General features: G+C 68.0%; 19 protein-coding genes and 3 pseudogenes. 11 read left to right on the top strand and 11 right to left on the bottom strand.

Features of this window, described 5'->3' with window-relative positions:
- The first annotated feature begins 37 nt into the window (after positions 1-37).
- Entirely contained in the window at positions 38-433 is a 396-nt protein-coding gene (locus ACWIHT_RS35400; RefSeq protein ID WP_456172412.1) for a luciferase domain-containing protein, read from the top strand.
- Between the two features lie 63 nt (positions 434-496).
- On the opposite strand, the pseudogene ACWIHT_RS35395 reads toward ACWIHT_RS35400, so the two are convergent.
- Positions 497-1,075, bottom strand: a pseudogene (locus ACWIHT_RS35395) (citrate/2-methylcitrate synthase); the annotation flags it as partial.
- Positions 1,076-1,468: 393 nt separating this feature from the next.
- Between ACWIHT_RS35395 and ACWIHT_RS35390 the strand changes: the two are divergent.
- Positions 1,469-2,008: a hypothetical protein gene (locus tag ACWIHT_RS35390; RefSeq protein WP_456172411.1), complete on the top strand. Its 540-nt coding sequence runs from the start codon at positions 1,469-1,471 to the stop codon at positions 2,006-2,008.
- A gap of 137 nt (positions 2,009-2,145) precedes the next feature.
- Here ACWIHT_RS35390 and ACWIHT_RS35385 read toward each other — a convergent pair whose 3' ends face one another.
- From ACWIHT_RS35385 to ACWIHT_RS35375, 3 genes and pseudogenes are all read right to left on the bottom strand, one after another.
- Positions 2,146-2,292, bottom strand: a complete 147-nt coding sequence (locus tag ACWIHT_RS35385) for a hypothetical protein (RefSeq protein WP_456172410.1) — start codon at positions 2,290-2,292, stop codon at positions 2,146-2,148.
- Between the two features lie 34 nt (positions 2,293-2,326).
- Positions 2,327-2,730 (bottom strand): annotated as a pseudogene (locus ACWIHT_RS35380) (transposase); the annotation flags it as partial.
- A 127-nt stretch (positions 2,731-2,857) separates the two neighbouring features.
- Entirely contained in the window at positions 2,858-3,193 is a 336-nt protein-coding gene (locus ACWIHT_RS35375) for a hypothetical protein (protein WP_456172409.1), read from the bottom strand.
- A 203-nt stretch (positions 3,194-3,396) separates the two neighbouring features.
- Here ACWIHT_RS35375 and ACWIHT_RS35370 point away from each other — a divergent pair, with 203 nt between their 5' ends.
- On the top strand, positions 3,397-3,924 hold the full coding sequence (locus ACWIHT_RS35370; RefSeq protein ID WP_456172408.1) for a SigE family RNA polymerase sigma factor: 528 nt from the start codon (positions 3,397-3,399) through the stop codon (positions 3,922-3,924).
- A gap of 649 nt (positions 3,925-4,573) precedes the next feature.
- On the opposite strand, the pseudogene ACWIHT_RS35365 reads toward ACWIHT_RS35370, so the two are convergent.
- Positions 4,574-5,886: pseudogene (locus tag ACWIHT_RS35365) on the bottom strand (IS1380 family transposase); the annotation flags it as partial.
- Between the two features lie 340 nt (positions 5,887-6,226).
- On the opposite strand from ACWIHT_RS35365, the gene ACWIHT_RS35360 reads away from it, so the two are divergent.
- Positions 6,227-7,033 carry an SDR family oxidoreductase gene (locus tag ACWIHT_RS35360; RefSeq protein WP_456172407.1) on the top strand — a complete coding sequence of 269 codons (807 nt, stop codon included), beginning with the start codon at positions 6,227-6,229 and terminating at the stop codon, positions 7,031-7,033.
- Positions 7,034-7,069: 36 nt separating this feature from the next.
- On the top strand, positions 7,070-7,954 hold the full coding sequence (locus ACWIHT_RS35355) for a helix-turn-helix transcriptional regulator (RefSeq protein WP_456172406.1): 885 nt from the start codon (positions 7,070-7,072) through the stop codon (positions 7,952-7,954).
- A gap of 282 nt (positions 7,955-8,236) precedes the next feature.
- Here the strand turns inward: ACWIHT_RS35355 and ACWIHT_RS35350 are convergent, their stop codons facing one another.
- Both ACWIHT_RS35350 and ACWIHT_RS35345 read right to left on the bottom strand, forming a co-directional pair.
- Complete coding sequence (locus tag ACWIHT_RS35350) at positions 8,237-8,515, bottom strand: hypothetical protein (protein ID WP_456172405.1); 279 nt, start codon at positions 8,513-8,515, stop codon at positions 8,237-8,239.
- A 99-nt stretch (positions 8,516-8,614) separates the two neighbouring features.
- Entirely contained in the window at positions 8,615-11,251 is a 2,637-nt protein-coding gene (locus tag ACWIHT_RS35345; protein ID WP_456172404.1) for an alpha-L-rhamnosidase-related protein, read from the bottom strand.
- Between the two features lie 400 nt (positions 11,252-11,651).
- Here ACWIHT_RS35345 and ACWIHT_RS35340 point away from each other — a divergent pair, with 400 nt between their 5' ends.
- The 4 genes from ACWIHT_RS35340 (at position 11,652) to ACWIHT_RS35325 (ending at position 16,032) form a co-directional block, all read left to right on the top strand.
- Positions 11,652-12,308: a class I SAM-dependent methyltransferase gene (locus ACWIHT_RS35340; RefSeq protein WP_456172403.1), complete on the top strand. Its 657-nt coding sequence runs from the start codon at positions 11,652-11,654 to the stop codon at positions 12,306-12,308.
- A gap of 602 nt (positions 12,309-12,910) precedes the next feature.
- Entirely contained in the window at positions 12,911-13,465 is a 555-nt protein-coding gene (locus tag ACWIHT_RS35335; RefSeq protein WP_456172402.1) for a hypothetical protein, read from the top strand.
- A 124-nt stretch (positions 13,466-13,589) separates the two neighbouring features.
- Positions 13,590-15,344 (top strand): histidine kinase, encoded by a 1,755-nt coding sequence (locus ACWIHT_RS35330; protein WP_456172401.1) that lies wholly within the window; start codon positions 13,590-13,592, stop codon positions 15,342-15,344.
- A gap of 31 nt (positions 15,345-15,375) precedes the next feature.
- Positions 15,376-16,032: a response regulator transcription factor gene (locus tag ACWIHT_RS35325; protein WP_456172400.1), complete on the top strand. Its 657-nt coding sequence runs from the start codon at positions 15,376-15,378 to the stop codon at positions 16,030-16,032.
- Between the two features lie 47 nt (positions 16,033-16,079).
- Here the strand turns inward: ACWIHT_RS35325 and ACWIHT_RS35320 are convergent, their stop codons facing one another.
- Entirely contained in the window at positions 16,080-16,514 is a 435-nt protein-coding gene (locus tag ACWIHT_RS35320) for an ester cyclase (protein ID WP_456172399.1), read from the bottom strand.
- Between the two features lie 98 nt (positions 16,515-16,612).
- Positions 16,613-16,747 carry a hypothetical protein gene (locus ACWIHT_RS35315; RefSeq protein WP_456172398.1) on the bottom strand — a complete coding sequence of 45 codons (135 nt, stop codon included), beginning with the start codon at positions 16,745-16,747 and terminating at the stop codon, positions 16,613-16,615.
- A 57-nt stretch (positions 16,748-16,804) separates the two neighbouring features.
- Between ACWIHT_RS35315 and ACWIHT_RS35310 the strand changes: the two genes are divergently transcribed.
- Together ACWIHT_RS35310 and ACWIHT_RS35305 are read left to right on the top strand one after the other, a co-directional pair.
- Positions 16,805-17,467, top strand: coding sequence for a hypothetical protein (locus ACWIHT_RS35310; RefSeq protein WP_456172397.1), 663 nt, complete (start codon positions 16,805-16,807; stop codon positions 17,465-17,467).
- A gap of 38 nt (positions 17,468-17,505) precedes the next feature.
- Complete coding sequence (locus tag ACWIHT_RS35305; protein WP_456172396.1) at positions 17,506-18,009, top strand: GNAT family N-acetyltransferase; 504 nt, start codon at positions 17,506-17,508, stop codon at positions 18,007-18,009.
- On the opposite strand, the gene ACWIHT_RS35300 is transcribed toward ACWIHT_RS35305, so the two are convergent.
- Together ACWIHT_RS35300 and gap are read right to left on the bottom strand one after the other, a co-directional pair.
- Complete coding sequence (locus tag ACWIHT_RS35300) at positions 17,993-19,060, bottom strand: P1 family peptidase (protein ID WP_456172395.1); 1,068 nt, start codon at positions 19,058-19,060, stop codon at positions 17,993-17,995. The two genes, ACWIHT_RS35305 and ACWIHT_RS35300, sit on opposite strands and share 17 nt — an antisense overlap.
- A gap of 66 nt (positions 19,061-19,126) precedes the next feature.
- Positions 19,127-20,125, bottom strand: coding sequence for a type I glyceraldehyde-3-phosphate dehydrogenase (gap, locus tag ACWIHT_RS35295; protein ID WP_456172394.1), 999 nt, complete (start codon positions 20,123-20,125; stop codon positions 19,127-19,129).
- Between the last annotated feature and the right edge of the window lie 27 nt (positions 20,126-20,152).

Here is a 20,152-nt window from a genome sequence, read left to right as displayed (position 1 = left end):
CCTGGTGGCCGGGGAGTGAGCTGGTCATTATGACTACATGACATTGGCCTCGCGTGCCTTCACGCAATTGGCGACCTGGCCCGACCTCACCGAGGCGGAACCGAGCTGCGGTGTCGGCCGGGCCCTGCGGTCCGCCCATGGCGAGATCGCGCATTTCCACTCCGACGACGACGTCGACCTCTATCTCACGGCCCGCGCCATAAGACGTTTCGAGGACCACCTCAGGGCAGCATCGGCCGTGCAGCTCGTACTCGGCTCGCATTGGGTGACGGTGCGCCTCGGCGTTCCCTCGGATGTGCAGCTCCTCATGACGCTCGTCAGCCTCGCCCTTCAGGCGCAGCAGTCACGGCCGGTTCCGGGCGATGCTCCGCGGGCGGAATGCAATGACCATCGCAGCTCGGTGCGTCCGGGCGAGAATTTCAGCGGCCGCTGAGGGGAGCCTTCACGAGTCGTCGCCGACTGCCGCGATCCCGCCACCCGCGCGCGTGCCGTTCCGCTACGAGGCTGTCGGCACCGCCCGCTGTTCCTGTCCGGCGTAGGAGGCCAGCGGGCGGATCAGGGAGTCGTGGGCGAGTTGCTCGGTGATGTGGGCGGTCCAGCCGGTGATGCGGCTCATGACGAAGATCGGTGTGAAGGCCGGGATGTCGAAGCCCATCAGGTGGTGGGCCAGGCCCCTCGGGTAGTCGAGGTTGGGGTGGATGCCCTTGCGGGTCAGCATGGCGTGCCGCAGGGCCGCGTGCAGGGTGGCGAGGCGGGTCACCTCGGGGTCGGTTGCGCGGGCGACCAAGCGGTCGAGGGCGTCCTGCATGATCGGGACGCGGGAGTCGCCGTGCTTGTAGACCCGGTGCCCGAAGCCCATGATCTTCCGCTTGGTGGCCAGCGCGTCGTCGAGCCACGCGTCGGCCTGTTGCGGGTCGCCGATCTTGTTCAGCATGTGCATCACGGCTTCGTTCGCGCCACCGTGCAGCGGGCCCTTCAGCGCGCCGATCGCTGCGGTGACGGCGCTGTAGACGTCGGAGAGGGGCGAGGTGACGACCCGCGCGGTGAACGTCGAGGCGTTGAAGCTGTGTTCGGCAGGTCAGGCCGGCATCCGCGAGGTCGGCGAAGGAGTCGTAGGCAGGCAGCCGGTTCACGTCGGTGGGCACCAGGTCGGCCTGGTGGCTCGGCTCTCCGACGGGCACGGCCCTCATTCGACGACGGCGAACGCGGCACCGTTGTCGAGGTCAAGCATTTGGTCAACGCGCTGGTGCGCAGGACGTCCGGGTAAAGCCCCCCCTGTGGAGGCCGAGCTTCCTGTTGAGGGGGTGCACCGAGACCACCGAGGTCTTCACGCCGACGGCGGGATGCATCACCATACGAATGCACGCGAGGTCGGCAGGAGGGGAGAAACTTGGCCGACAACGATCCGGCATTGCCCCTGCCGCACGCCAGCCCGAGGCGCCCTGGGACGCCGGGCATACCAGCCACCATGGACGCCTTGACATCCGTGGCCGCGCCTCTGTTGGCGGGCGCGGCCATCGCCACCATCGGGGTACTGTGCACGGACTCAGCGGCGTTTCGCTGGCCCGCGCTGTCAATGCTGCTTTTCACATGGGCCGCTATTTCCCTTGTTGCCTGCGTCCAAATATCCATCAGGGCCAGGCGATTCCTCTACACCCGTGACGAATTCCTGACCTGGACTCCATCCGGTGCCGAACTAGACCGTGAGATCACAGAAGCTGAATCGGCGATACGGAATGAACACTTTGAGCGGTGGCTCGGGCTGAGCATGGTGGCCACATGGGCTTATCAGGCGGGAGTATGCCTCCTGGCGCTCGGCACAAGCGCATTGCTTATTCCTAAAGCGGGTACGTCCACAGGGGACGCGGTACTGAGATGGATTGCCATCGGTTCCATCCTGTCCATGCTTGCTCTTCATGCCGTATTGGTCATCAGACGCTTCTTTAAAGAAGTGGATGACCTCGCAGGACTAATGGGCTCGATATATGTTGCGCCGAACACGCCATAGCTGGAAGGGCATCAAAACTTCATGGTGAGCACGGCCCAGTCGGCGCGGGGACCAACCGCCCGTCGCGTGAAACTCAGCTTTACGGACTCGGCCGAAGTGCGCCGGCTGCGCAACCAGTACGGCAGCCTGACCGAACTTCAGCCGAACCTGCTCTCAAGGCCGACCCGCTCCGCGCCGGAGTACTCGCCCCGTTCGAGTCCGACTGCCTGACGACGTACGGAGTCACGGTCGCCTTCGACACGGATACCGTCGGTCTCCCCCAACAGCAGCTTGTGGCCGGACAATGAATCCTCACCTGGATGCCGACGCTGGCGTTGCCGGGCCGTGGTCGACGAACCCGACGAGCGGATGGTGGCCGAAGGTCTTCTTCCATGCTGGGGTGGCGTCCTGCTTCTCGGAGTGCGCAAGGACCAGAACCCCGTCGATGTCCACGATCACCTGGCCGTCGGCGGCCGGACTGTCCGCGCCGGCCAACTCCCAATGGCGACATCGGCGAGGCAGTCCCCGCCCAGAGCGACTCCGAGCGCGACATCCAGCAGGACCTTGCCCGGGTCGTGCACCGTCCTCGGCTTACGCCACCGCGCCATTGCCGCCGATATCGCGGTGTCCAGGCCCACCGTGCGGACTGTCTCGACCAGCAGCACTGCCCCGGCCTGCGAGACCGCCCCACTGCCACCGCCCTCGAGGCGGACACGCGGGTACACCCCGACACGCGTGCCCAGCTGGAGAGTGCTTCCTTCCGTGCAGCCAACAGGACCCTGGACAGGTCCCATCGTTGCAGTTCAGAAGCACTCTCCGCTTATTTGATCAAGGCATGGGCGAGCACACTCATGAGAGAGACGAGGTCGATCAGCCCTTCGGCGCGTGAGCTATCGCGATCGTCTTCATCTTCAGGGTGCGCACCGCCGCCGGGTCGGTCACGGGCCGGGAAGTCTGCCCCTTGGCCACGGCGGCCTTCTTCGCCTTCAGGGCCTGTGCGGCTTCGGGGCTCGGCGTGGTGCGAGAACTCTTCTCCTTGGCCGCGGCGGCAACCGCCTCGGCCTTCTGCTTCTGTGCGCGTGCGGATTCGTCGTCCGTCGTGGAGTGCGAGGTCGCCGTGGCCGCGTGGACCTGCGACCCCGCCGCCACTGTCAAGCTGCCGAGTGCGAGAGCGCTGACCGCGGCGGTCCTGAACGTCGTTCCCATCCTGCTCGGCTTACGGGGAGCTGCATGGCGCATGGGAGTTCCTCTGCTGTCGGTTTGACTTGGACAGCTGGACTACGCAGCGCGGGGCCTCGGACGCGACACCCGGATGCGGTGATACGGATCACAGGGAACCGCTGTAGCGGGGGATCAGCGCTCGTGCGTACTTCCCGTACAGAAGACCCCTGGCCGTTCTGTGGACGGATATGAATGGCGGAAGAGTGGCGAGAGGCACGGCGGAAGAGGAGTTCGATGAATTCTATGCGGTGGCCTACCCCAGGCTCGTTCGGCAGCTTTACGCGATGACCGGTGATCTGCCGGAGGCCCAGGATGTCGTCCAGGAGGCGTTCATAAGGGCCTGGGGCCGACGTGGGATATTCACGAGCGACGGTTCCCAGGAGGCGTGGATCCGCACCACGGCCTGGCGGCTCGCCGTATCGCGCTTCCGGCGTCTGCGGCGCGGTGTGCAGCTCATGCAGCGCCATCACGACCAGCGCCACATCGAAGGCCCGTCCCCCGAGCGCATCGCTCTCGTCGAGGCACTTCGCACTCTTCCGAAGAAGCAGAGAAGTGCCGTCGTCCTCCACCACCTGTGCGACCTCAGCGTCGAGCAGATCAGTGCCGAGACCGGCTGGCCGGCCGGCAGCATCAGGGTCTGGCTGGTCCGCGGACGCCTGTCGCTCGCCCGCCACCTTTCCGCCCTGCCGGACCAGGAGGTGGGCCATGTCGGATGAGTACGAGCGTCCTGTCTGGCTCATCGAGAGCGTCGCCCAGTTGGAGAGTGTCCGGGTGGAACGGCCGGTGTCCGCACAGGAGTTGCGTCACCGAAGCGCCCGACGCCGTCAACGCCGTACCCGCTCCGCTGTCATTGCGGCGATCGCGGTGGTGGCACTCGGTGCGAGCGCCTACTGGAATTCCGTGGGCGCGGACCGATCGGCGGAAAATCCCGCCCGCCTCGGTGAGGTTTCCAAAATATCGGCGGCCCAGGAGAAACTGCGGGCTTACTACTCGGTTCTGCCGGATGCCTTCGCCACCCGACATTCGAATTCGAAGCTGCGGAAGCTGATGACCGCGTATTTCACGGACACGGCATTGAAGCGAGAAGCTGTTCTCGAAGGCCGCGGAGCCGGCAACTTGGCGGCCACGTGTGGGGATGTGGAGGCCACCACCACCTTCACCGTCGGCGACCCCCGCAGCGCAGGGGCCAACACCGTCCGTGCACGCGTGACGAGCAACAGCGCACCGGAACCGATCGAGGTGGATTTCGACCTCCTCACCATGAGAATCTTGAGATGGTCCTGCCCCGACGGGTCCTGACCTCTGCCGACCGTCACGGGCCGTAGGACCCGGGTACCGGAGGGCCGGCGGTGCATGCCCTGTGCTGAAAAGCTGGGTGAAGTCCTCGCTCCAGGGCCAGCGCTCGGGCAGGTACAGGGTGAGGCGGCGGGCGGAGCGGGCCAGGCGGGCGGGCACGTTGATCAGGCGATCACGAATGGTGGCGGTGGTCGCCCTGGCACGAAACGCGGAGGCCAGCGCGCCGGCGGCGCGGGTCAGGTTGTGTGCCAGGGCCGCCAGGGCAAACCACGCGGCATTGGCCTGGAAGTGACCGGACGGCGCGTGGGCGAAGCCGCTGTTCTTGACATCGGCGATCACCTGCTCGACGACAGCGTGCCGACGGTGGTCACGCTCGGCATCCCTCAAGGCGAGCGGGGAGTCGGTGAACGCGGCGTGGTAGCGCCAGATATCGAAAAGCATGCCCTGCTCGGCGGGGACGGTACCGGCGCTCAGGCGCTTGGCGCGGCGCGCGATCGGTCGGGCGGTGACCTGCTGTTTCTTCGGCTTGGAAGTGAAAGCGGTGTAGCGGATCTCGGCTGTCTCGGCGTCGGAGATCCAGCACTGGCCCTCCTCGTCCCAGCTCGCTTGGGGATATTTGATCGGTGTCCAGGCGTCCTTGTCGATGCGGGCGATGGCGGCTTTGGCGGAGGTGTTCATCCGCATGGTGGTGGAGAAGCGGGCACCCAGGGCCCGGCAGGCGTTGATGACGTCGGCGCCGTAGAACGCGGAGTCCGCCCGCAGCACCAGCGGGCCGCCGGCGCCGCAGGCGCGTGCGGTGCGGATGGTCTCGGTGACGAGCGCTGCCGCCCCGCGCGCGGAGTTCGAGGGTCCCTTGCGTAGCCTGATGGCAGCGATCACGGGGGCGGACAGGGGTGTGGAGGCGACGCCTAGCAGTGCATTCAGGCCCTTGACCTTGCTGTATCCGTATCCGGCGCCTCGTTTGGAATAGCCGTGGGTGCGGCGGATGGTGTCGTCGATGTCCACGTAGGCGGCCTGGTCCGCGCCGGGCAGCAGCGGGGTGTGACGGGCCAGTTCGTGCAGGAACCGGCGGGCCACGGCGTGCGGTTGCTTCACATGCCCGTGGGTGAAGGAGCGCAGGAACGACCCCGGCGCGGACGGGGCCCGCACTCCGGAGAACAGGCGGCCCATCGCGCCATGCCGCCCATCAGCGACATCAGTTTCGCCGCAGGGAAGGCGCCGGTGCCGTCCTTCGAAGTGGGCAGCCGGACGTGCTCGCCGGCCTGCTTGGGCAGACCGCACCGCTCGGTCGGCCGCACCACCGGCTCCAGTCCGCCGTATGCGATCAGGTTCGGGGCATCGAACGCGGATGAGACGTCCGCTGCGGCATGGGAACTTTGCATCTCGGAAGTGCCTTGTCGACCGTGCCTGATGTGGTCCTGGAAAAACCGCATCATCGCAGTTCGCAAGGCACTTCTTCGTTTCTGGGTGATTTCTGGGTGAACCATCCACGGACATCAAGCCGGGGTGATCCGGACTCAGCGCACCAGGGAAGGGGGGTTCTGGCAGTACCTGTATCACCAGGGTCTCCCCGACGTTCCAAACACCTGTCAACCTGGTTGAACCGAAAGCGCCGACAACACTCCATGGAAACGTACCGCAGCTTCATCATCATTCAATTCAGCTACCCCGAATACGCGACCGTGTCGGCGCATTCCTTTACGACAGAAGTGACGGAGACCAATGGCGGAGAACCAGTTCACCACTCACACAGAACTTTTCGATCTGAGGGGAAAGTACGCCCTTGTCACTGGCGGCACCAGAGGCATTGGCATGATGATAGCGCGCGGCCTTCTCCAAGCGGGCGCCCGCGTCGTCATCAGCTCACGCAACGCGGACACGTGCGCGGAGGCACAGCGTCTACTATCCGAATTCGGCGACGTTCGGGCAATTCCCGCCGACCTGTCCAGGCACGACGAGTGTCAGCGCCTCGCCGATCTTGTCCAGGCCGACTCGGAACGCCTGGACATCCTTGTCAACAACGCGGGAGCGATGTGGCGCGAGCCGCTGGAGACGTTCCCGGACGAGGCCTGGGACACAGTGCTCGACCTCAACCTCAAGGCGCCGTTCTGGCTGGTGCAGGCACTGCTCCCGGCACTTCGTAAGGCGGGCACCGCCGATGATCCCGCACGGATCATCAACATCGGCAGCATCGCCGCCATCCACGTCGCCCCGTCGCCCAACTACTCGTACGCCAGCAGCAAAGCGGCACTCCATCAACTCACCAGGGTGCTTGCCAGAGAGCTGGGCCCACAGCACATCACGGTGAACGCAGTAGCACCGGGAGTGTTCCCGTCGCAGATGATGGCGACCACTCTCGATGCCATCGGCGACACGATCGCGGCGGCGGCCCCTCTGCGCCGGGTCGGCCGCGACGACGACATGGCGGGTGCCGCCGTGTTTCTCGCCAGCCGGGCCGGGTCCTATCTCACGGGCGCCATCATCCCGGTGGACGGCGGCACCGCAACGACCGCAACAAATATCCATTAGCCTGCGGGACGGGCTTACGATGAGGAGACAACCGCGATGGATCTACGCACCGAGATCCGGGAGTTTCTCAGCTCACGTCGCGCCCGCATCGCACCCGAGCGGGCGGGCCTGCCCGCTTACGGCGGCAACCGCCGGGTCAAAGGTCTGCGCCGCGAGGAGGTCGCGCTGCTGGCGGGGGTATCGGTCGACTACTACGTGCGCATGGAGCGCGGCAGCCTCGCCGGTGCCTCCGACGGCGTGCTCGAAGCGTTGGCTTCTGCCTTGCAGCTCGACGAGGCCGAGCGCGACCACCTGTTCCACCTCGCGCGCCAATCGAGGGCGCCCCGCAGCCCACGCCGGCGCAGGCCTGCCGTGACTGTGCGCTCAACGCTGCAGCAGGTGCTCGACGCGATTTCCGGTGCGCCGGCCTGGATCGGTAACGGCCGTTATGACGCGCTCGCCATGAACCAACTCGCTCGCGCGCTGTATTCACCGGTGCTGGCCGACCCGCGACGGCCCGCGAACACAGCGCGGTTCGTCTATCTGAACCCTGAGGCGGCCGGAGAATTCTTTGTCGACTACGACCAGGTTGCCGGTGGCGTGGCCGCGAAGCTGCGTATGGAAGCCGGCCGCAATCCGCACGATGAGGAGCTGATCGCCCTGGTCGGCGAACTGTCAACGTGCAGTGAGCTGTTTCGGCAGCGGTGGGCATCTCAGGACGTGCGGCTGCACCGGTCCGGCCGCAAGCGTATGCACCATCCGATCGTGGGCCGGCTCGACTTGGACGTCGAATCCCTGGAACTGCCCGCCGAACCCGGCCTGCACCTCAACATCTACACCGCACCCGCGGGCACACCGACCGCTGACAATCTGGCGCTCTTGGCGTCGTGGGCGGCCACCCAACAGACGCTGGCGACCGAGCTCGAAGCACACAACGGATAGTCCAACCCCTTCAGCCGTACCAGGGTCCGTCTCCCCGACCAGCGCGGGCAGACCACACCGCTCGGCCAGCCGCACCACCTGCTCCAGCCCGCCGTACGCGATCAGGTTCGGATCATCGAACGCGGATGAGACCGCCGCCGCGGCGTGGGAAGACTGCATCTCGGAAGTGCCTTGTCGATCCTGCCTGATGTGGTCGCAGACAAACCCCATCATCGCAGGTCGCAAGGCACTTCTTCGTTTCTGGGTGAACCATCCACCGGCATCAAGCCGGTGGATCCGGGCTCAGTCGGTCAGATCGACTGTCTCGACCAGCAGCACTGCCCCGGTCTGCGAGACCACCCCGCTGTCACCGCCCTCGATATGGACGAGCACGCTCATGAAAGGACGACGCCAAGGGCCGACGACTCGACGCGTGTGGGCCGCGGAAGGCTTCGGCAAGCAGACCGCGCCCAGGAGCAGTAGCCCGTCCACGGACAGCGGCCGGATCCACGCGTTCAGATCAAAGCCGCGCTTCTGTAAGGCCATCTGACCGGTTTCGGCGCAACCAGCCATCGAGACCACCGTCGCCCACCATGTCTCCGGTCCGGGACAGGCAGACCCGCGTTGGCCTGCCCTGGAGGGGTTCACTGTGATGGTGGGCCAACTCGGGCCCAAATGGCGTCAGTTGCCGCGCGTCTCGCTCACGATGCTGTGCTCGCCGGGGCCGAGGCCCGACACCGTGACCGTGCCGTCGGTCACGGTCACGTCGCGGGTCGACGCGCGCTTCCCGTCCCAGAGGGTTCTCCGGCCGACGGACACGCGTTGCCGGCGCGCGTCACCGGGCAGAATGACGGACCCCTGGGTGTGCTTGGGTACGCGGACGGTGAGGCGGAAGACGCGGGTGCTGTTCTCCCACTCGACGCCCAACGGGCCGTAAGGCGTGGGGAGTTGACCCGTCGCCCAGTCGACGGGGCCGGGTTGCGGGCGCACTTCCCAGGTGGCGTAGCCGGGTGAGGTCGGCCGGGCGCCGAGGAGGTTGTTGGTGAGCGCGGGCAGGACTCCGGTGGACCAGCCGTGCGCCATGCTGGTGTAGGCGTCCTCGTACAGCGACCCGTTCGGGCCGATGCCCTCCCAGTTGGTGATGCCGGGGTCGTTCTTGTCCATCCAGCCGTACATACGGCGGATCTGGTCGAGCGCGGAGTCGACCTGGCCGGTCAGGAAGCGGGCCTCGATCTCCGGGTAGGAGGTGAAGGCGTAGACCCGCTGGGAGGCCTGGTCGAAGATCGTGTCGTTGTCCATGAAGGCGTTGCCGTACGGCCGTTTCGTCGTCGCGTCGAGATGGGCGAGCGCGGAGGTGGCGCGGTCCGCGTCGGCGATGCCGGTGACGACCGCGAGGGAGTTGCCGTCCTGCGCGTGGCGCACCGCGCCGGTCGAGGAGTCCAGGTAGGCACCCGCATCCGCGTCCCACAGCAGCGAGTTGACGGTCTGCGCGACCTTGTCCCCCCGCCCGCTCCAGCGCGTGGCGTCGGCCTTCTGGCCCAGCAGGGTCGCCAACTGGGCGGCGTTCTGGAGGGCTTGGACGTAGAGCGCGTTGTAGTAGGTGACCCGGCCGGTGCGGCCGAGGAACGCGTAGTCGCCGTAACCACCGGTCCCGTTGAGGCCCTTGCTCAGCAGGCCCGCGTCGTCCGTGACGCTGGGGTACCAGGTGTCCAGGACCTTCAGCAGGGTGGGGTAGTAACGCGTCGCGTACTGGCGGTCCCCGGTGTAGAGGACGTAGTCCCAGCTGCAAGTGACCCAGTACAGCGGATAGTCGAAGAGCGGCAGCGTGTAGTTGCCGATGGAGGCGGGCGGTATCCAGCCGTCGGCGCGCTGGTGGTCGGCGAGGTCGGCCAGGACGTTGCGGGCCGCGGCTGCCGCGTCGTCGTGGGTGAGATAGAGGGTGCGGGCGGAGACGGCGAGATCGCCGACGTACGGGTCGCGGTCGCGCTTGGCACCGTCCTGGAGGACCAACTTCCCCTCCAGCGTGGCACTCCAGGCGTTGCGCGGATCGACGTCGTCCTGGCGGAAGGTGTCGGTGACGAGTTCGTTGGTGTACGCGGCGCCGTACCAGTAACGATTCAACTCGTCGTCGGAGCACAGGAACCAGCCCCGGTAGGTGCTCGGTGTGCCCACATAGGCGGTGAACTGGAGGGCCACTGAGTCGATTTCGACCGTCCCCCAGGGCTGCGCGGCGGGGCTGTCCGTGGCGAGTGCGTCGAGGCTGATCTTGAGGTAACGGAATCCGTGCAGTCCGTCCGCGAAGACCTTGTCGCCGGCCTGGAAGCCTTTGTGGTCGGTCCAGTTGGCGCCCTTCGCGGGTACGGCGAACTGGTCCGTGCCCTGTCCGGCGCCGCCCGCCTGGTCGGAGCGGGTGAAGTCCGAGCGGTCGGTGAGGAATTGGCGGGTCTCGGAGAACGCGACGCGTACACCTGGGGAGTTGGCGGATGCGGAGGTGAACCTGATCTGCGGATATCCGACCACGACCTTGCCGAAGTCCACGGTGACGCTGGCCACGGGGATCGGCTCGACCGGCGCGGGCCAGACCTCGTTGACCCGGGTGAAGTTGCCGTGCGAGGTGTCCTGGGCGTGGGTCACCGTGATGCGCACGCGGTCAGTGTCGACCTGCTCCGTGAACGGAACGGCCTTCTGTACCGCGTCGTTGCCGGTGACCGTCGCGGCGGTGTGCCAGTCGCCGTCGCGCCACACGTCGACGGTGTAATCGGTGGGCACGCCGTCGCTGTTGGAGATCACCGTGATGCCCTTCAGGGTCGCGACCTGCGGCGCGGTGATGGTGAGGACGTCGGGGAACACGCCGAGGGTGTCGTCGTTCCAGAAGGTGTCCGGGTTTCCGTCGATCGCGTTGGAGGCGTCGTAGGTGCGCGGCTGACCGTCGTTGCCGTTGTTGCCCGCGTGTGCCGAGGAGGCCTCGGCCGTGGTGCCGGCGGGCCAGGCGGGCGCCGCCGCGGGCTGCGGGCGCCGCAGGACTGATCTGGAACCGCCGGGCTTGAGCAGCGCGTTGGGGTTCTTCACGTCTCCGGTCGACGCGACGATCCGTACCGGCCGGACCGTGCGCGAGGACGGCCCCTGGACGTAGCGGTGCCAGCCGCCGGCGCGACGCGACGGGCTGCCGGTGAGCGAAGCGGAGGCTTCCGCGGCGGGGAGCGCCTCCGCGGCGGGAAGTCCGGTCGAGAGGGATACTGCGGTGAGTCCGACGGTGCCTGCTGCGGCCAGAGCTGCGCGACGGGAAATGCCTTTGTCCGGTGTGCTGTTCGACGCCATGCTGTCCCCTTGTGCGGCAGTGGATTGAATCGTTTCACTCGGCAGCTGCGTGGTGACGCTATCCCGAACACCGGATTCCCGTACAGCGCTGGGACAGAAGTTGTTCGACGCGTCCGATGTCGGTCAGGTCGCGCGGGGATTCCGGTCAGAGGTGGCATGCACGGCACTCCGCGCACGGTCGGACGGGGGCAGAACTCGGCCAACTGACCGCCGCTTTCCGGTCATTGACACGCCGTACGAGTCGCGCCGCCCACCCCACGGACCATGGTCGCGGTCATCCGCTCGTCAGTAGGTGTTGTTCCTCGACTCGCTTCCTTGGACTGCGCCAGGCAGCCCGGAGGCGGTTGAACCTTTTTCGGAACACGGTGTGCATGCCGCAGGGACTTGATGGACTGGGGCAATGAAGATCTTGTCGCCTCGTGTGCTGCGGGCTCTTGAACGCTTCAACGCCGCATACCCCTGGGACCACAACGCCCACTACCACCGCTGGATCCTGCGGCAGTTGCCGAGGCGCTTCCACCGCGCCCTGGACGTCGGTTCCGGCAGCGGTGACCTCGCAAGGCGCTTGGCCGGACGAGCCGATGTAGTGCAGGCCGTCGATTCCGATCCGGTGATCACAGCTCAGGCCCAGAAGCTGACTCCTCCCGGGCTCCCTGTCACCTTCACCGTCGCGGATGCGACAGCCGCGTTCCCGGCCGGCCAGTACGACGTGATCACATGCGTCGCCACGATCCACCACCTGCCGTTCGCAGAGGCGCTCACCCGCTTCCGCCGTCATCTGGCGCCGGGAGGGACCCTGGTGATCGTCGGCCTGTCCCGCGCACAGACACCGGCAGACCACCTGCTCGGTGCCGTCGCCATTCCGGCCAACGCCGCCATGGGCTGGCTGAAGAACAAGGGGCGCCCGTCGCAGCGGCCCGTCTCCATGACGGCCCCCACCCGCTCGGCGGACATGGCCTTCGACGACATCGTCCGTGAAGCCGGAGACGTCCTCCCCGGCGCGCGGCCACGGCGACGATTGTTCTGGCGCTACACGCTCGTATGGAGTCAGTCCTGAGCAGCCCGTGGCCCCTTCGACCGAGGGTCGGTGCAGGGCACTTGCGGGTCAGGCAGCGGGGGTTGGCGCGACGGGCGGACAACTCGGTCGTAGCGAGGAGGACTTGGCGGACGCCGAGAAGTGCTCCTGTCGCCGTGACACACAGGTAGGCGACCGCGTGTCCGTCGACGAGGCGCTGGGGCGACGACGCCTCGCGGCACTCGTCCATGACGATCGCGCACCTCGACGCGGAAGTACCGCCTCGCCCGGCTCGCGATATCGGGGCGTGAGCCCAACAACCCGATGGTGTACGGGTGTTGTGCGGAGTCGACCACCTCCGCGCCAGCGGTTCCTCGACGATGAACAGCACCGACAGGCTGCGCGAGGCACGCAACCCGCCCAGCGCCCGGACGGGCCGTCATCGAGGCCTCCGGCAGCCCGCTGCTCGCCGAACTCCGGGACAGCCTGGAGCAGCAGATCGACGTCGGCCTCCGGCCTGCTCGGCGGAGCGTCGAAGACGCCGTGCGGGCGTCGAGCGCGCCACGCACATCACCGATCCCGCGCAAACAGAACGCTGATCGGTCGCTGACAGGATCTTCATACCCTGCCGGGATGTTGGCGCCATGTCCTCCTTCGTCCAATCCATCCAGCCCGTGCGCCACGGCATCGTCGGTCCCGGCCTGACAGTTCTCGCAGCCGCCACGGCCCTCGTCATGCTCACCTCCTGCGGCAACGGTGGGATCGGCACCCGCGACGAGGGTGTCGCTTCCATCGCCACCCCTTCCGCCACCGCCGGAAAGACGGCGGATCCGGACGCCGGACACGTGCGGATCCGGCTCGACGACAACCAGCAGGACGTCAACAGGCTCTGGGACGCCTGGACGGACTGCCTCCACGATCACGGTGTACCGGCCGACCGGAAACCCGCCCCCGACAGCCCGGCGCTCAAGGCCTGCGACTTGAGATACCCTCTTCAGCCGGTGGAAATGGATCCGGCGAAGAATCCCCGTTACAGCGACGGCGTGCGGGCCATGGTCAAGTGCATGAACGGTCACGGGATCAAGAGCGTGGTCTCCGAAGGGAATTGGGCGCTCGTCAGCGGTGACAGCCTGAATCTGCCCGACTTCGACAAGTACAAGGTCGCGTGCCAGGTCAAGTCCTTCAGCGACAACGGCTGACGGACCCGTCGACAGCGCACCTGCCCGAGCCCGCCTGCTCCTCGGACCGCTGTACGACTTTGGTCGCTCGTGGTCGCGACGAACGGAGGCTGTGCGGGCGGGCAGTGATGTCTACCGTTGGCGCGTGGACGTGAAGACGAAGGCGCGCGAGGTCCGGAAGCAGTTGGGGGCGGCACATCTGTGGTCCCGGCGGCAGATCGTCGGCGAGACGGTGCTGGCTCTGGTGCTGGGCCTGTTCGCGATGCTGAGTTTCTCCGACGGGGGCGCGCCGCGGATGATCGCGGCGGCGGTGACCGCCGTGGTGCTCTCGCTGCTGCGGCGGTCCTTCCCGGCGACCGTGCTGGTTCTCACCGGTGCGCTCGCCGGTGGGCTCGGCACCTTCGGGGTCGTGCTGATGGCCGCGAGCTGGTCGGCGGGGGCACGGATCGAGGCGCCGCGACGGGCACTCGCGCTGTTCGGGACGACCTTCGTCCTCTTCACGGGACTGTCCGTCAGCCAAGCGCCCTTCAACGTGTTCGCTGCGCAGACACTGGTGTTCACCGCGCTCGCGTTCCTGGCGACGACAGTGGTGCCCGGTCTCACCAGTCGCTACCGCGCCCAGCGGCGCAGGCTGGTGCACGCGCTGCACGAGCACAACGCCCAACTGCTGCGCGAACGCGAGATCATCGCGTCCCACGCCCGCCTGCGCGAGCGGCAGCGCATCGCGCAGGACATGCACGACAGCCTCGGTCACCAACTGGCTCTGATCGCCGTCCACACGGGCGCCCTGGAGGTGGACCGGGACCTGACGGACGGGCAGCGCGAGGTGGTAGGGGTCCTGCGGGAGGCGTCCGTGGCCGCGATGCACGAACTGCGCGAGGCCGTCGGCATCCTGCACGACGGCACACCGGACCGGGCCCGGGAACACGAGCCCGACCCGGAGCCCGCGGCCAGGGGTGTGGCGGGGATAGCCGACCTGGTGGCGGTGTCGCGAGGGGCGCATTCGGCCGTGGAGCTACGGCGGGCGGGCGAGGCACGGCCACTGACCCCGGCCGCCGATCACGCGGCGTACCGGATCGTGCAGGAGGCGCTGACCAATGCCCTGAAGCACGCGCCGGGAGCCTCCATCGCCGTCGAGTTGCGGTACGAGCCGGACTCCCTGGTGGTCGAGGTCGCCAACGGTCCGATACCCGTGACGACCGGCGGCGGACGGCACACCGTGGTCAGCGGCGGGCAGGGCCTCACGGGCCTTCAGGAGCGGGCCCGGCTGGTCGGCGGCATGGTGCATACGGGCTCCACGGCCGAGGGCGGGTTCCGGGTCGCGGGCGTTCTGCCGTACGGCCCGCCACTGCGCACGCCGGGCGGGGACCAGCGGCAAGTGGACTCGGCGCGGAAGGGAACGACGTTCGTCGATGGGGCGAACGACTTCCGGGGGCAGAGCGAAGGGGTGGTGCCCGGCGACGGTGGTGCGGACATCGACTGGTCCGGTGCGCCGGACAGGCAGAAGGAGTTCGACATCGCCATGGGACGCAAGGGGAAAGGCATTGTGATCGGATGCAGTGCCGCAGTGGTGGCCTTCCTGGTTCTCGGAGTGCTGGCCGTCGTGCTGGTCGTCAACCTGGTGGAGAAGGAGTCCGACAAACTCATGATCCAGCCGTCCGTCTACAACTCCGTGAAGGTCGGAGACACCGAGACGGCGGTGCGGGACAAGCTGCCGCACGGTAAGTCGTTCATAGCCAAGGCCATGGTCGGCAAGGGGCCCGCCGAGCCTCGGGGGTCGACGTGTGCGACCTACCTGTCGACGGAGGACTGGCCGAACGAGGGGGACAAGATGCCCGCCTACCGCTTCTGCTTCAAGGACGGCAAACTGATCGAGAAAAGGGCCTACTTGGTCAAGTAGCAGCCAACACCGCACGTCATGCAGGAGAGTTGTGATCAGAGTCCTCGTCGCGGATGACGAACCGCTCATCCGGGCGGGCATCAGGATGATCCTCACCTCCGCCGACGACATCGACGTCGTGGCGGAGGCGGCCAACGGTCGTGAGGCGGTCGACCTGGTCCGCGCCCACTCCGTCGACGTGGCACTGCTGGACATCCAGATGCCCGTGCTGGACGGGTTGTCCGCACTGGCCGAGCTGCGGCGAGTGGCACCGGCCGTACGTCCGCTGATCCTGACGACGTTCGGCGAGCGGGAGAACGTACTGCGTGCGCTGAGCCAGGGAGGCGCCGGGTTCCTGCTGAAGGACTCGGCACCGGCCGAGCTGATCCAGGCGGTGCGGGCGGCCGCGGCCGGGGACGCGTATCTGTCACCGGCCGCCACCCGCCATGTGGTCGACTCACTCGCCTCGGGACAGTCCGCGGCGCGCGGCGAGGAGGCGCGACGGCGGCTGGAGACACTGAGCACCCGCGAACTGGAGGTGCTCGCACTGCTCGGCGAGGGCTTGTCGAACGCCGACGCGGGCGAGCGGATCCATGTGAGCGAGGCGACGGTGAAGACGTACGTCAGCCGGATCCTGACGAAGCTGCGATGCGAGAACCGGGTGCAGGCGGCGCTGCTCGCGCGGGACGCGGGGCTGGAGCCCGGCTGAGGCACGGGCCCCCGCGGCCATCTGCGGTCGCGAGTGGTCGTGAGTGGTCATCGACCGCCAGGCCGGGCCCCCAACTGCTCCATCAGGGAGAACAGGTTGGCCACGCCCCAGTGCTCGGTGATCCGCCCGTCGACCACGCGCATGGCGTCGACGGTCTCGAAGTGAATCGCCTTGCCGGTGGGGGCGATTCCGAAGAACTCACCCTCGTGCGTCCCGTGGTAGGTCTTGTAGGTGGTGACGAGGTTGCCCTCGGCCGCCTGCCAGTGGATCACCGCGCGGAAGTCGGGAAACGCGGCCCGCAGCACCTTGTAGAGCTCCAGGGCACCGGCCTTGTCGGGCGTACGGCCGGGCTGCGGGGTGTGGTCGACGAAGTCGTCCGCGAACAACTCGTCGTACAGCGCGTAGTCGCCGCCGCCCTGGACCTCCTCCGTGTTGCGCCTGACCACTGCCTTGGCGGCCTCGCTCACGCTGGTCACGGTCATGACTCGCTCCTCTTCGCAGGGGGATGTGGGGGGACGCGGGGGGGGGGACGAAGGGGGCCGAGACTACCGGTTTCGGGCACACAAGTAGTTGGCAGTCGTCAGCGTACGGGTGAGTCGATGCGGTCCAGGATTCGCTCGGCGTCCTGGCCGAGGCGGCGCAAGCGCTCGCTGGACAGGATGTCGACCACGAGATGACGCACGTGGGCGGTGAAGCGCCCGCTCTCCCTGGGCACCCACCGGCCGGACCCGGCCAACAGGCACCACGCTCTGACTCCGGCGGCCACTCCGGTGTGATCTACCCCGGGCTGGCCCAGCGGAAGAGCGCGGGCACCGGCATCCTGTACTCGGAGGAGAACGACCCCTACGGGTCGACCGCCGAATGCCCCACCGCTCCCGTGCACTTCGTCCGGATGTGGGTCCTGCCCGACGAGGTCGGCATCGCTCCGGGCTACGAACAGCTGCAAATCGACGGCGAGTTGCTGTCCGGCGGGCTGGTGACGGTGGCGTCCGGCATGGACCGGCATGGACCGGCATGGACCGGCACCAGGACATCAGCGCCAACCTTCCACCTGTGGCGCCCTGAGACCCATGTACGGGACACCTCTCCCCATGTACGGGACGCCCCTTACGACTTGAGGCCGATGTGGCTCATGTGGCCCGAAGGTTCAATGGCGCCCATGCCGAGCGAAGTCGAAAGCGACGTCGAATGCCCCCAGTGCCATCACACCTTCGAACCCGGTGCGGTCCGCCCGGTCGACCCCGGTGTGATCCGCTGGTTGACCGAGGAGCTGACCTGGTCCGGTCAGGAGCCCACCGAGCGCATGTACTCGGACTATCTGTACTCGGCCGGCGACACCCCGGTGTCACGGCAGCGCTTCGTCCAGGACCTCGCCTACCTGGGTGTGCCGGAGATACGGGACGCGGACGGGACCTGTTTCCTCGTCAGAAAGTGACTTGCTCCGCCGGTGGCCCGCCTGGGTAGAGTCGGTCGGTGCCCGAGTTGCAGCGGCTGCGCGCCGATCATGCCCCGGCGGTCCTGGCATTCGAGTTGGCGAACCGCGACTACTTCGCCGCCTCCGTCACCGACCGCGGCGACAACTACTTCGCTCGCTTCACCGACCACTACGACTCCCTGCTTGCCGAGCAGGAAGCCGGGATCTGCGCCTTCCATGTGCTCGTCGCCGAGGACGGCTCCGTCCTCGGCAGGTTCAATCTGTTCGACCTCGTCGAGGGCGGCACCGCCGACCTCGGCTACCGGGTGGCACAGCACGTCGCCGGGCAGGGTCTGGCCACCGCGGCCGTCGAGGAACTGTGCAGGCTGGCGGTGACACGGCACGGTGTGCGTACGCTCCGGGCGGCCACCTCGGACGCGAACATCGCGTCCCAGAAGGTGCTGGCCAAGGCCGGGTTCGTCCCGGACGGCCGGGCGCTGCCGTCCGAGATCGGTGGCAAGCAGGGCACCTGGTACGAGCGCGACCTCACCCCAACAGACTGAGCAGCGCCGTCGCGGGCAGCGGCCAACGGGTGTGCCCGCGCGGGCCCGTCACCCGGGTCGCGGTGAGCAGTGAGTTCAGCACCGCCTCTTCCACGGCGTCCAGCACCGCTCCGAAGAGGGCATCGAGCCCGGCATCCGGCACCACCGCCGGTCCGGCGGGCGTGCCCAGGGGACGGGTGCCGAACGCGAGGCCATAGTCGCCGCTGCCGTGGCCGTAACCCGCGCCGACCCGGGCCAGCGCGTAGACGGCGCGGCGGGCGAGCCGGGTGAGTTGGCGGGCGTCCAGGGGCGCGTCGGTCGCGACCACGACCATGCAGGAGCCGGTCTCCGGACCGGAATCGGACTCCTCGGTGGCGACACCCACGTCGACGGGAGTGACCGTACGGCCGCGTACCCGCAGGGTGCCGGCGAAGTTGGCCTGCACCAGCACACCGACCGTTGTCTCCCGGCCCGCGAGCGGTACGCGTCGCGACGACGTGCCGATGCCGGCCTTGAAACCGAGCGCGGTCATCCCGGTGCCCGCGCCGACCGAGCCCTCGGCGACCGGCCCGGTGGACGCGGTGTCGAGTGCGGCGCGGACGTGTTCCTCGCGGACCGGACGCGACCGGATGTCGGACAGGAGACCGTCGTTGCACTCCCCCACCACGGGGTTCACGCTCCGGACGTCCGCCCCCTCGGGCCGTTCCAGGACCCAGCCGACCAGGGCGTCCGCGACCCGGAAGGCGGACAGCGTCGAGGTGAGCAGCACCGGGGTTTCCAGCGCGCCGAGTTCGGCGATCTGCGTGGTGCCGAGGAGCTTGCCGTAGCCGTTGCCCGCGAACACCCCGGCGGGCAACGGGCTTGCGGGGCCCACTCCTTCGGGCAGGATCGCGGTGACGCCGCTGTGCACCTGCGGCGGGCGGATCAGCGTGGTGTGCCCGACCCTGATGCCGGGCACGTCCGTGATCGCGTTGTGCGTCCCGGTGGGCAACTCGCCGATACCGAGCCCGAGTTCACGGGCTCGGCGGGGCACGGCGGGGGTGAGCGGAACGGGGCGGGGCGACTCGGGCATGGCCGGACACTACGGCAGCACCGAGCACGCCAGCGGGCGAGGGTCACCCGCCCCGCTTTGTCGGTGTCAGCCGGCGGCGAGGAGTTCCAGGGTGTCGATCACCCGGTTGGAGAAGCCCCACTCGTTGTCGTACCAGGCGACGACCTTCACATGACGGCCGTCGACACGGGTGAGGGCCGAGTCGAAGATCGACGAGGCCGGGTTGCCGGTGATGTCGGAGGAGACCAGCGCGTCCTCGGAGTACTCCAGGACGCCCGCGAGGGGTCCCTCGGCCGCGGTGCGGTAGGCCGCCAGCACGTCCTCGCGGGTCACATCGCGGGAAACCGTGGTGTTGAGCTCGACGATCGAGCCCACCGGCACGGGCACCCGGATCGAGTCGCCCGACAGCTTGCCGTCGAGGTTCGGCAGGACGTGACCGATCGCCTTGGCCGCGCCGGTCGTGGTCGGCACGATGTTGACCGCGGCGGCACGGGCGCGGCGGGCGTCGCGGTGCGGGCCGTCCTGGAGGTTCTGCTCCTGCGTGTAGGCGTGCACCGTGGTCATGAATCCGTGCTCGATACCGGCGAGTTGGTCGAGCACCGCGGCCAGTGGTGCCAGCGCGTTGGTCGTGCAGGAGGCGTTGGAGACGATCGTGTGCGTGGCCGGGTCGTAGGCGTCGTTGTTCACCCCGAACGCGAGCGTGACGTCGGCGCCGTCCGAGGGCGCGCTGACGAGCACCTTGCGCGCGCCCGCGTCGAGGTGGACGCGGGCGGCCTTGGCGGAGGTGAAACGGCCGGTGGACTCAAGGACGAGGTCGACATTCAGCTCGGCCCAGGGCAGGTCCGCGGGGTCGCGCTCGGCGAGCACCTTGATGCGCCGGCCGTCGACGACAAGGGTGTCCCCGTCGACGGAGACGGGGCGGCCGAGCCGGCCGGACGTCGTGTCGAAGGCGAGCAGCCGGGCCAAAGTGGCGGGCTCCGTCAGGTCGTTGACGGCGACGACTTCGAGGGTGCTGTCGCGTTCGAGCAGGGCGCGCAGCACGTTGCGTCCGATGCGGCCGAATCCATTGATGGCGATGCGAGTCATAAGTGAAGTCCCTTCGGTTCGACTCCA

It is taken from the genome of Streptomyces sp. NPDC002276 (genome assembly GCF_053891435.1).
This window is presented reverse-complemented; position numbering and strand designations above follow the sequence as displayed.

Excerpts from the sequence above, each read along its gene's own strand:
- ACWIHT_RS35400 (WP_456172412.1), top strand. The coding sequence starts at position 38 with ATGACATTGGCCTCGCGTGCCTTCACGCAATTGGCGACCTGGCCCGAC.
- ACWIHT_RS35390 (WP_456172411.1), top strand. The coding sequence starts at position 1,469 with ATGGACGCCTTGACATCCGTGGCCGCGCCTCTGTTGGCGGGCGCGGCC.
- ACWIHT_RS35375 (WP_456172409.1), bottom strand. The coding sequence starts at position 3,193 with ATGGGAACGACGTTCAGGACCGCCGCGGTCAGCGCTCTCGCACTCGGC.
- ACWIHT_RS35370 (WP_456172408.1), top strand. The coding sequence starts at position 3,397 with ATGAATGGCGGAAGAGTGGCGAGAGGCACGGCGGAAGAGGAGTTCGAT.
- ACWIHT_RS35360 (WP_456172407.1), top strand. The coding sequence starts at position 6,227 with ATGGCGGAGAACCAGTTCACCACTCACACAGAACTTTTCGATCTGAGG.
- ACWIHT_RS35355 (WP_456172406.1), top strand. The coding sequence starts at position 7,070 with ATGGATCTACGCACCGAGATCCGGGAGTTTCTCAGCTCACGTCGCGCC.
- ACWIHT_RS35345 (WP_456172404.1), bottom strand. The coding sequence starts at position 11,251 with ATGGCGTCGAACAGCACACCGGACAAAGGCATTTCCCGTCGCGCAGCT.
- ACWIHT_RS35340 (WP_456172403.1), top strand. The coding sequence starts at position 11,652 with ATGAAGATCTTGTCGCCTCGTGTGCTGCGGGCTCTTGAACGCTTCAAC.
- ACWIHT_RS35335 (WP_456172402.1), top strand. The coding sequence starts at position 12,911 with ATGTCCTCCTTCGTCCAATCCATCCAGCCCGTGCGCCACGGCATCGTC.
- ACWIHT_RS35320 (WP_456172399.1), bottom strand. The coding sequence starts at position 16,514 with ATGACCGTGACCAGCGTGAGCGAGGCCGCCAAGGCAGTGGTCAGGCGC.
- ACWIHT_RS35300 (WP_456172395.1), bottom strand. The coding sequence starts at position 19,060 with ATGCCCGAGTCGCCCCGCCCCGTTCCGCTCACCCCCGCCGTGCCCCGC.
- gap (WP_456172394.1), bottom strand. The coding sequence starts at position 20,125 with ATGACTCGCATCGCCATCAATGGATTCGGCCGCATCGGACGCAACGTG.